Origin of the sequence: Actinomadura gamaensis, from assembly GCF_042652125.1 — a bacterium.
Classification (GTDB): Bacteria; Actinomycetota; Actinomycetes; order Streptosporangiales; family Streptosporangiaceae; genus Spirillospora; species Spirillospora gamaensis.
The window spans coordinates 54,619-64,188 of the sequence record NZ_JBHSIT010000005.1; the positions used below are offsets into that span (position 1 = coordinate 54,619).

10 protein-coding genes are annotated in these 9,570 nt (G+C 73.1%); 2 read left to right on the forward strand and 8 right to left on the reverse strand.

The window, feature by feature from the left end:
* Window positions 1–21: 21 nt before the first annotated feature.
* The 7 genes from ACFPCY_RS17995 to ACFPCY_RS18025 all read right to left on the reverse strand — a co-directional run bounded on the left by ACFPCY_RS17995 (window position 22) and on the right by ACFPCY_RS18025 (window position 6,589).
* Window positions 22–615 carry a hypothetical protein gene (locus ACFPCY_RS17995; RefSeq protein ID WP_378256564.1) on the reverse strand — a complete coding sequence of 198 codons (594 nt, stop codon included), beginning with the start codon at window positions 613–615 and terminating at the stop codon, window positions 22–24.
* An 80-nt stretch (window positions 616–695) separates the two neighbouring features.
* The gene (locus tag ACFPCY_RS18000; RefSeq protein WP_378256566.1) at window positions 696–1,409 is read right to left on the reverse strand and encodes a response regulator transcription factor; all 714 of its coding nucleotides are present in this window, start codon (window positions 1,407–1,409) and stop codon (window positions 696–698) included.
* Window positions 1,406–2,710: a sensor histidine kinase gene (locus ACFPCY_RS18005; RefSeq protein ID WP_378256568.1), complete on the reverse strand. Its 1,305-nt coding sequence runs from the start codon at window positions 2,708–2,710 to the stop codon at window positions 1,406–1,408. Before ACFPCY_RS18005 ends, ACFPCY_RS18000 begins: the two co-directional genes overlap by 4 nt.
* 102 nt (window positions 2,711–2,812) lie before the next feature.
* Window positions 2,813–3,583: an ABC-2 transporter permease gene (locus tag ACFPCY_RS18010; RefSeq protein ID WP_378256569.1), complete on the reverse strand. Its 771-nt coding sequence runs from the start codon at window positions 3,581–3,583 to the stop codon at window positions 2,813–2,815.
* Complete coding sequence (locus ACFPCY_RS18015) at window positions 3,580–4,548, reverse strand: ABC transporter ATP-binding protein (protein ID WP_378256571.1); 969 nt, start codon at window positions 4,546–4,548, stop codon at window positions 3,580–3,582. The genes ACFPCY_RS18010 and ACFPCY_RS18015 overlap by 4 nt, the downstream gene beginning before the upstream one ends.
* Window positions 4,549–4,701: 153 nt before the next feature.
* The gene (locus ACFPCY_RS18020; protein ID WP_378257498.1) at window positions 4,702–5,355 is read right to left on the reverse strand and encodes a response regulator transcription factor; all 654 of its coding nucleotides are present in this window, start codon (window positions 5,353–5,355) and stop codon (window positions 4,702–4,704) included.
* A gap of 19 nt (window positions 5,356–5,374) precedes the next feature.
* The gene (locus tag ACFPCY_RS18025; protein ID WP_378256572.1) at window positions 5,375–6,589 is read right to left on the reverse strand and encodes a sensor histidine kinase; all 1,215 of its coding nucleotides are present in this window, start codon (window positions 6,587–6,589) and stop codon (window positions 5,375–5,377) included.
* Window positions 6,590–6,732: 143 nt separating this feature from the next.
* On the opposite strand from ACFPCY_RS18025, the gene ACFPCY_RS18030 reads away from it, so the two are divergent.
* Both ACFPCY_RS18030 and ACFPCY_RS18035 read left to right on the forward strand, forming a co-directional pair.
* A complete protein-coding gene (locus ACFPCY_RS18030) occupies window positions 6,733–7,389 on the forward strand; it encodes an SDR family NAD(P)-dependent oxidoreductase (protein ID WP_378256573.1) in 657 nt (218 codons plus the stop codon).
* 131 nt (window positions 7,390–7,520) lie between these two features.
* Window positions 7,521–8,249 carry a YwaF family protein gene (locus tag ACFPCY_RS18035; protein WP_378256575.1) on the forward strand — a complete coding sequence of 243 codons (729 nt, stop codon included), beginning with the start codon at window positions 7,521–7,523 and terminating at the stop codon, window positions 8,247–8,249.
* 6 nt (window positions 8,250–8,255) lie between these two features.
* Here ACFPCY_RS18035 and ACFPCY_RS18040 read toward each other — a convergent pair whose 3' ends face one another.
* The gene (locus ACFPCY_RS18040; RefSeq protein ID WP_378256577.1) at window positions 8,256–9,422 is read right to left on the reverse strand and encodes a L,D-transpeptidase; all 1,167 of its coding nucleotides are present in this window, start codon (window positions 9,420–9,422) and stop codon (window positions 8,256–8,258) included.
* Window positions 9,423–9,570: the final 148 nt, after the last annotated feature.

Here is a 9,570-nt window from a genome sequence, read left to right on the forward strand (position 1 = left end):
CGCGTCCCGCCGATTGACGGGTCAAACGATCGAAGGAACGGCGGCCTGCGACCGCGACCTCAGCATGAGAATGCCGATGTGCGCGAACGGCAGGATGAGAATGAGGTCGGCGACGTGCGCGATGACGACCTCGCGCGGGATCCGGCTCGCCGGGAAGACGACGGCCCCGACGGCCAGGAGAATGCCGCTCGGGGCCGGGACGTACTTGATGCGCGTCAGGACGACACCCAGCACGAACAGGCTGGTCGGGAAGAGCACGCCCGCCATCCAGAACGTGGTGAACGCCGCCGCCTGATGTTCCTGGAGGAGCCGGACGGCGTGATCGTGACCGACCCCGAAGAGCTCCTCGAACATTCCCTGGAGCCCGAAGGAGTCGCCGCCGAGACAGCCGTAGACGGCGAGCGGGAAGGCGACCGTCGCATATCGCGGCACGCGCGGCTCGATGTCCCGGAAGAGCTGCGCCAGTCCGACGATCCAGAAAACCGTCGAGACCATGATGAGCGTTCCAGTGGTGATTCCCTGACGGTTCTCTTCCCAGAAGAACGTCGAAAGGGCCTGGACGGTGGGAGCGAGTACCAGACAGCTCCCGGCGATGATTCTCGTGTTCGCGACCATGCCTTCGACGCTAGAGAAAAGCGCCCGCCATTCCGTCCGTCCCCGGAACGGATCCGGCTACGGCGGTCGCGGCAGGGGCTCTACTCCGGACGCGGTAGCCCGGCCAGTCCGGACCGGTAGGCGATCACGACCAGCTGCGCGCGGTCGCGGGCGCCGAGCTTCGCCATGGCCCGGTTGACGTGCGTCTTCGCCGTGGTCGGGGACATCGCGAGCCGCTCGGCGATGTCCTGGTTGCTCAGCCCCTCGGCGACCAGCGCCACGACCTCGCGCTCGCGGACGGTCAGCGCGGCCAGCCGGCCCGGCTCGACCGGGGAGCGCGAGGGGCCCGTCCGGCCGACGAAGGCCGAGATCAGCCGCCGCGTCACGCTCGGCGCGAGCAGCGCGTCGCCCGCCATCACCGTCCGGACGGCCCGCCGCAGCGACTCCGGATCGATGTCCTTCAGCAGGAAGCCGCTCGCTCCCGCGTGCAGCGCCCCGAAGACGTACTCGTCGTCGTCGAACGTCGTCAGCACGACGACCCTGGTCGCGGCGAGCCGGTCGTCCGCGAGGAGCGTCCGGGTGGCGGCCAGGCCGTCCGTGCCGGGCATCCGCACGTCCATGAGGACGACGTCGGGACGGTGCGCCCGCGCGAGCGCCACCGCCTCGTCGCCGTCCGCCGCCTCGCCCACCACCTCGATGTCGCCGGCGCGTTCGAGCAGCACCCGGAACCCGGCGCGGACGAGCGTCTGGTCGTCCGCCAGCAACACCCGGATCGGACCGTCCGGCACGTCGTTCGGCACGGGCTCGCGCGTCATTCCGGTCCTCCGTCCGGCAGCCAGGCTCGGACGCGGAAACCGCGTCCGGCGGAGTCGAGGCGCCCGGCCTCGAACCGCCCGCCCAGCCCGCCCACGCGCTCGGCCATGCCACGCAAACCATGCCCCCCACCCACACCCATCCCAATCCTGCCGGACGCGCCGGGTTCGCTGGGCGCGGCGGTGCCGTTGGAGGCGTCGGGGGCGGGCTGTGGCGGGGGAGCGCCGCGTCCGTCGTCTCGGATTTCGAGATCGAGTCCGCCGTCACCGTACCGGACCGTCACCTCGACCGTGTTCGGTGCGCCATGCCGCAGCGCGTTGGCGAGCGCCTCCTGGACGATCCGGTACGCCGTCAGCTCGACGAGGCGCGGCAGCGCATGCGCGTCGCCCTCCGTCCGAAGCTCGATGCGAGGCCCCGCGTTCCCATAAGTGCGGACGAGTCGCGGCAAATCACTCAATCCCGGAGCGGGAGCCGTCCCCTCGGCGTCGCCTTCCTCGCGCAACACCCGGACGGTCGCGTGGAGCTCCCTGAGCGCTTCGCTCGTCGCGTGCCGGACCGCTAGCAACGCCTCACGCGCGCGCGGGGGATCGTCGTCCAGCAGCTCCGCCGCGACGCTCGACTGCACTCCGATCACCGTGATCGTGTGCGCCGACACGTCGTGCAGCTCGCGCGCGATCCGGATCCGCTCCTCGGCGACGCGCTGCGCCGTCTCGTGCTCGCGCCGCTCCGCCAGCGCCGCGAGGCGGCCCTCGTACTCGGCCCGCCTCGCGCGCCTGCTGCGGACGGCGTCCCCGAGCAGCAGCATCGCCGCGAAGACGACGGTCGAGCCGTCCAGCACGGAGTCGAACGGCTCGCCCGCCGAATGCCGCAGCCGGCCCGCCGCGTCCGACAGGATCAGCGCGCCCGCGAGGACGAGCCCGACCCGTCGGCGCCGCGCGACCGCCACCGAGTACAGCGCCACCCACACCGGGACGGCGGGCGCGCCGCCCGGATAGTCGCGCACGTGGTACAGCAGCCACTGCGCCGACACCAGGCCGAGGACGAGCGCGGGCCACCGCCGCCGGACGATCAGGCACGCGGCCATCGCGACGCCGAGCCCGAACGCCCACGCGTCGGCGTTCCGCCCGCCCGGCCCGGGGGTCCCGGTGCCGATGCGGTAGACGTTCGCCAGCGCCGCGGCCACGCAGACGGCCGCGTCGAGAACCGGGGGAGGGAGCGTCACCTCACCCCGCAGCCGGCGCGCCACGCCGTCCCGGAACACGGCGGCCCGGAACACGGCGCCCCGGTCCTCCGCTCCGTCCATCCTGAGCAGGATCGCACAAACCCGCCCGGACCAGGCGTCAGGAGCGGACGGAGCGGACGGATCGGACGGCCTGTCCAGACCACGGCCGTCCGCGCCGGACGGCTACTTCACTTCGCGTTTGAGGAGGCGGTACGCCCCGAGCGCCATCGGCAGGACCAGCCAGACCGCGGCGGCCGTGCCCGCGCGGGCCCACTCGGTGCCGGTGGCCGGGGTCTCGCCGGACAGCGGCTCGAACGCGCGGTTGGTGTCCAGCCACGCGGACGCGCTGCGCAGGGCCTTCACCATCGAGCCGACCGTCGACCAGACCGTGGGCAGCACGAAGTACAGGACGATCGCGACCGGCGTGTTCATCAGCAGCGCGCCGAACGCGACGCCGATCAGGACGGTCGCGACCTCGACCAGCAGCATCGACCCGATCGCGCGCGGCGGGATGCCCCACGAGCCGGACGACAGCCCGAACACGCCGCCGACCGAGCGGCCCAGCCAGCCGAGCGCCAGGCCGAGCACGAGGAAGCCGGTCGCGAGGACGGCCGCCGCGAGCATCTTCGCCACCAGCACCCGCAGCCGCTGCGGGACGAGCGCGAACGTCGCCAGCGCCGTCCGCTGCGACCACTCGCCGGTCACCGCGAGGATCCCGACGACCGGCAGCAGCAGGCCGACCCCGACCTGGGACAGCGCGAAGAGCTGCCCGGCCGACTGCTCGCCGGCGGGCCGGACGCCCATGAAGATCCCGACCGTCGCGACCGCGACGAGCGCGATGATCGCGAGCAGCCAGCGTCCCGCCCGCGTGTCGGTCATCTTGCGCAGCTCGACCAGCGTGAGCCGGTGCAGCGGCGGACGCGCCGGAGCCCGCGTCAGATCCAGCACGGTCATCGGAGCGCCTCCTGCGGAACGGACGGACCGGCCGGTGCCGGCGGGCGGGGAGCGGCCGGGGCGGCCGGCCGGCCGGTGAGGGTGAGGAACAGTTCTTCCAGACCGCCCCCGCCGGCCTGGCGAAGTTCCGTCAGCGCCACGCCGGACGCGGCGGCGGCCCGTCCGACCGCCTCGGCCGGGGCCTCGACGACCAGGCCCTCGCCGAGCCCGTCGCTCGTCGGCGGCTCGCGGCGGATCACGGTGAGGTTCGCGCTGACGACCGCGGTGTACAGGGCGGCCGGGTCCAGGGCGCGGACGAGCGTCCGCCCGGACGGCGCGAGCAGCTCGGACTTGGTGCCGTTCGCGACGACGCGTCCGCCCGCGATCACCACGAGCGTGTCGGCGACCGCCTCGACCTCGTGCAGCAGGTGCGAGGACAGCAGCACCGTGCCGCCCCGGTCGGCGAAGCCGCGCAGCAGCGTGCGCATCCAGTAGATGCCCTCGGGGTCCAGGCCGTTGGCGGGCTCGTCCAGGATCAGCACGGACGGGTCGCCGACGAGCGCCTGCGCGATCCCGAGCCGCTGCCGCATCCCCAGCGAGTAGTTCCCGACGCGGCGGCCCGCGGCCTTCCCCGCGAGCCCGACCGTCTCCAGCATCTGGTCGGCCCGCGCGGACGGCACCCCGAGGAGCTGCGCGGTCAGCGCGAGGGTCTCGCGCCCGGTGCGCCCGGCGTGCTGCGCGGACGCGTCCAGCAGGACCCCGACGTGCCGTCCGGGGTTCGGCAGCGACCGGAACGGCACCCCCAGCACCGTCGCCGTCCCGGACGACGCGGGCGTCAACCCGCAGATCATCCGCATCGTGGTGGACTTGCCTGCGCCGTTCGGCCCGAGGAAGCCCGTCACGGTGCCGGGACGGCACGCGAAACTCACGTCCTCGACCGCCGTGGCCGGGCCGTAGCGCTTGGTCAGTCGCTCGACTTCGATCATGGGTCCAGCCTGGCTGCCTGGGCCGGGTGCCCGAAACGTCCGAAGGTCGGCACCCGATCGACCTCGGTCGACCCTCCACCCGGTCGACCCCCCACCCGGCCGACCCCCCACCCGGCCGACCCGCCCGTGCGCGGGCGGCGGGTCAGCGGCGGGTCAGTCGTCGAGGGACGCGTCGTGGACGAGCAGCGCGATCTGGACGCGGTTGTTGAGCTCCAGCTTCGCCAGCAGCCGCGAGACGTACGCCTTCACGGTCGCGACGCTCAGCGACAGCTCGCGGCCGATCTCGCTGTTGGTGAGGCCGCGCCCGACGCGCGTGGCGACGGCCAGCTCGCCCTCGCTGAGCCGGCCGAGCAGCGCGCGGGCGCGCTCGCGGCGCGGGTCGACGCCCGCCTCGGCGACGTAGCCCATCATCTTGCGCAGCACCGCCGGGGACAGCATCGGCTCCCCGGCCGCGACCTGCCGGATCGCGCGGATGATCTCCGGCGGCGGGGTGTGCTTCAGCAGGAAGCCGCTCGCCCCGGCGCGCATCGCCCGCAGGATGTGGTCGTCGGTGTCGAAGGTCGTCAGGATGATGATCTCGGGCGGCTCGCGCCGGGACCGCAGCAGCTGGGTCGCGGCCAGGCCGTCCACGCGCGGCATCCGGATGTCCATCAGCACCACGTCGGGACGGTGCTCGTTCACGGCCGCGACGACCTCGGCGCCGTCCGCGACGTCCGCGACGATTTCCAGGTCGTCCGCGCCCGCCAGCATCATCGACAGCCCCGCGCGGACGAGCGGGTCGTCGTCCACGATGAGCACCCGGATCACCTCAGCCACATCCCTCACCCTAAGAGTCACCGATCGGTAGCCGCGCCACCAGCAGGAACGTGCCGTGGTCCGTCCGCCCGTGCGACAGAGCGCCGCCGACGAGCGCGACCCGCTCGGCGAGCCCGAGCAGCCCGGCCCCCGCGCCGGGCAGGCGTCCGGCCCGGGCCTGCACGTCCGATCCGTCCGGCGCGAGCGTCCGCCCGGGCGGGATGGGGTTCTCGATCCGGACGACCAGCTCGCCGTCCTCGAAACCCAGCGCCACGCGCACGCGAGCGCCCGGCGCGTGCTTGCGCGCGTTCGTCAGGCCCTCCTGGACGATCCGGTAGGCGTGCCGTCCGATCCGCGCCGGAACCTCGGCCGTTTCGGGGACGCCGTCGTCGAGCTCCACGTGGTCGCCCGCGTCGCGCGCCTCGCCGATCAGCGACGGCACGTCGGCGAGCGTCGGCTGCGGACGCTCGGGCGCGGCGTCCGAGGCGCCCGGCCCGCCATGAGCGTCCGGGCTGGCGCGCAGGACGCCGATGACCTCGCGCAGATCCTCCATCGCCTCGTACGCGCCGCGCCGGATGACCCCGGCGGCGTCGCGCTGCGCCTGCGGCGCATCCGGTCCGAACTCCAGCGCGCCGGCGTGGACGGCGAGCAGCGAGATCCGGTGCGCCAGCACGTCGTGCATCTCGCGCGCGAGCCGCTCGCGCTCCAGCAGCCGCGCCTCCTCCACGCGCAGCCGCTGCCCCTCCTCCGCCTGCCGCGCGCGCTCGCGCAGCGACTCCACCAGCAGCCGCCGCGACCGGACGAGCATCCCCGCCGTGACCAGCACGGCGTGCAGCAGCGTGAAGACGACCGCGCCCTCCAGGAACCCCGGCCGGGACGCGGCGACCAGCCACATCAGCCCGCACACCACCGCCGACTGCGCCACCGCGACGGGCACCGCGACCCGCCACGGCCGCAGCGCCGCCACGTTGAAGATCGCGACCGCCGCGACCCCGTACGCGGCGGCCCCGACGAACTGCGCGGCGATCAGCCCGACCGCCAGCCCCACCGGGTACCGGCGCCGCACCAGCAGCACCGCCAGGCAGCACACCGCGGTGAGCACCAGCTCCCGGATCTGGGCGTGCGCGCCGTTCTGGCTCGGCTGGTCGATCTGCGACAGGCCGACCGTGACCATCGCCAGCGCTCCCGCCAGCACGGTCACGCCGACGTCCCCGGCCCACTCCCGGACCGACCGCCCACCTCTCACCCGTCCGACGCTATCGACCCGCGGGCCCGGCGCGAGCCGTCCTCGGTCGCGCGCCCATCGACTTTCGTCTATGCGCTTGACCCTGACACCGGTGTGAACCCCTATCGTGAGCCCGTTGCTGATCACGAAAACAGGAGGTCGTCATGCCGGGTGCGGTGGTCATCGGAGTCGGGCCGGGCGTCGGCCGGGCCGTCGCGCGCAGGTTCGCCGCCGAGGGCCTGCCCCTCGCGCTGCTCGCGCGCGGCGAGTCCACCCTCGCCGCCGCCGCGGAGGCGCTCGCGCCGACCGGCGTCCCGATCGCCACGTTCCAGGCGGACGCCGCGGACCGGGCGAGCCTGGACGCCGCGCTCGACCGGGCCCTCGACCGGCACGGCGTTCCGGAGGTCGTGGTGTACAACGCCGCGCTCATCCGTCCCGACACCCTCGGCGAGCTGTCGGTGCGCGGCCACCTGGACGCCTGGGCCGTCAACGTGGTCGGCGCGATCAACGCGGCGGCGCGCCTCGCCCCGCCCATGGCCGACGCGGGCGGCGGCAGCTTCCTGATCACCGGCGGCATGCCGGAGCCGAAGCCGGAGTACGTGAGCCTCTCGCTGGGCAAGGCGGGCGTCCGGACGCTGGTCACGCTCATCGACCAGCAGTACGGCCCGTCCGGCGTGCACGCCGCGAGCGTCACGATCGCCGGTGAGGTGGCCCCCGGCACCGACTTCGACCCCGACGACATCGCCGCCCGCTACTGGGACCTGCACACCCAGCCCCGCGACCGCTGGCAGCACGAGGTCGTCCACACCGGCCGCCCTTGAGGCCTCAGCCTCGGCTTCTGGTTTTAAGGGCACTGAGGGTGAGGATCCGCCCGCGGGGCTCCCGCGGCACCCGGTGCGACTTCTAGGGTGAGGGGCGCAACATTTCCTATGGGCTGGGAGGGCGTCGGGGGATGACGTCGACCGTCGCGGGCCGGTTCGTCGCTTACGGACCGTCCCATTGGGCGGCTCTGGGGGTGTTCGCGGCCGGGTGCGTGGTGCTGGTGCTGGTCGGCCGCGCCCAGCGGCCGACGTCGGTGACCTCGGCGGGCTTCGGCGGCGAGGCCAAGGGGTTCGCGCGGGGATTCGCGCTGGCCATCGTCTACGCCGTGATCGGTATCCAGATCTACTGGATGCTTCCCGGCCAGTGGAGCATCGGGTCGTCGCTGCCGCTGGAGCTGTGCGACGTGGCCTGGCCCGCGGTGATCGTCGCGCTGTGGACGCTCGGGTGGCGCGGGTTCGCGCTGGCGTACTACTGGGGGCTCACGCTGACCGTCCAGGCGCTGCTCACCCCGGCGCTGAACGCCCCCGACTATCCGAGCATCAACTACCTGAAGTTCTTCGGGATGCACCTCCTCGTCATCTGGGCGGCGGTGTACCTGACCTGGGGCCTCGGGATGCGGCCCGACTGGCGGAGCTACCGGTTCGCGGTCGCGGTCACCGCCGGGTGGGCGGTCGCGATGCTCCTGTTCAACTCCGCGGCCGGCAGCAACTACGGGTTCCTCAACCGGAAGCCCGACAGCGGGTCGGTGCTGGACCTCATGGGGCCGTGGCCCTGGTACGTGCTGGTCGAGATCGCGGTGATCGCGCTCGGCTGGGCGCTGATCACCTGGCCGTGGACGCGCCACCGCGACCGACCCTGACCTCGGCTACAGGGGACTCGACGTCACCGGCTGGCCGAGGGCGCTGCCCTGGAGCCAGGCGTCCCAGCTCTTCGCCCACGGGGTGGGGCCGTTGCCGAAGCGGAGCTTGCGGGAGGTGCCCGTGACCTCGATGATGTCGCCCCGGTTGGTGAAGTTGAAGAACCACCTCGCGTCGTCGGGGGCGGCGTTCACGCAGCCGTGGCTGACGTTCGAGTTGCCCTGCGCGCCGGTGGACCACGGGGCGGCGTGCACGAAGGTGCCGCTGTAGGTCATCCGGACGTTCCAGTCCGTCGGGATGCGGTACGCGCCGGGGTCGCCGGTGGTGGCCGAGTCCATGATGATGTGCGCGTCCTTCTCCTGCGCGATCATCACGCCGGTGTAGCTGTCGTCGCCCGGACGGCCCAGGCTGACCGGCATCGTGCGGACCAGCTTGTCGCCGTTGTACACCTTCGCCTCGTGGCTCTCGGCGCTGATCTTCGTGTAGTGCTTCGCGCCGACCGTGAAGGAGAGCGTGCGGTCCTTCACGCCGTAGAGGCCGTCGCCCGCCTTCACCCCGGCCAGGTGCGCGACCAGCTTCACCTTCGTGCCGGACGGCCAGTACTCCTTCGGCCGGAAGTCGACCTCCTTATCGCTGATCCAGTACCACGCGCCCGTGATCGGCGTGGAGGCGCGCAGTTCGAGGGAGCGCTCGACGGCCTGCTTGCCCGCCTTCGTCGGCACCTCGTCGCTCAGCAGCAACTGGATCGGCATGCCGACGCCGACGTTCTCGCCGTCGAGCGGCGACATGCCGCTCTCCAGCTTCTGCTTGGCCGCGACCGTGGTGAAGGTGGACGTCGCGGTGCTCGTGCCTCCGTGCGCCGTCACCGTGTAGGTCGCGCCCGGGATCAGGCCCCAGGACGTCTGCCAGCTCTTGCCGTCCGCCGACAGCTTGCCCTCGGCCTTGTGGCCCTTCGCGTCGGTCACGGTGACGTCGGTCAGCCTGCCCGAGCTCGCCTTCACCACCACCGGCTGGTCGGGCGCGACCTGCTGCGTCCCGTTCGCGGGCGTGATCGTCGGCGGGGGAGCGGCCTGCTTGCCACCGCCGCCTCCCTTGCCCCCGCCACCACCGGACGAACAGCCCGCCACCAGCGTCAACGCCGCCACCAGAGCCGCACCTGCCACAGTCTTGCCCACGTTTTGACCTCCCCGTCGTCCACTCCAGGGTAGGCAAGGACGCTCATACCGGAACACCGAGCGTGGTTCTGGGGATAACCCGAAGGAGCCGCACCGAAACGGTGCGGCTCCTTCTCAACAGACCATTCTCGAACGGGGCGACGTGCGC

Bases quoted from the DNA above. Each gene is read 5' to 3' on its own strand.
- ACFPCY_RS18000 (WP_378256566.1), bottom strand. From the start codon at position 1,409: ATGACGCGCGAGCCCGTGCCGAACGACGTGCCGGACGGTCCGATCCGG.
- ACFPCY_RS18035 (WP_378256575.1), top strand. From the start codon at position 7,521: ATGACGTCGACCGTCGCGGGCCGGTTCGTCGCTTACGGACCGTCCCAT.
- ACFPCY_RS17995 (WP_378256564.1), bottom strand. From the start codon at position 615: ATGGTCGCGAACACGAGAATCATCGCCGGGAGCTGTCTGGTACTCGCT.
- ACFPCY_RS18015 (WP_378256571.1), bottom strand. From the start codon at position 4,548: ATGATCGAAGTCGAGCGACTGACCAAGCGCTACGGCCCGGCCACGGCG.
- ACFPCY_RS18005 (WP_378256568.1), bottom strand. From the start codon at position 2,710: ATGGACGGAGCGGAGGACCGGGGCGCCGTGTTCCGGGCCGCCGTGTTC.
- ACFPCY_RS18010 (WP_378256569.1), bottom strand. From the start codon at position 3,583: ATGACCGTGCTGGATCTGACGCGGGCTCCGGCGCGTCCGCCGCTGCAC.
- ACFPCY_RS18030 (WP_378256573.1), top strand. From the start codon at position 6,733: ATGCCGGGTGCGGTGGTCATCGGAGTCGGGCCGGGCGTCGGCCGGGCC.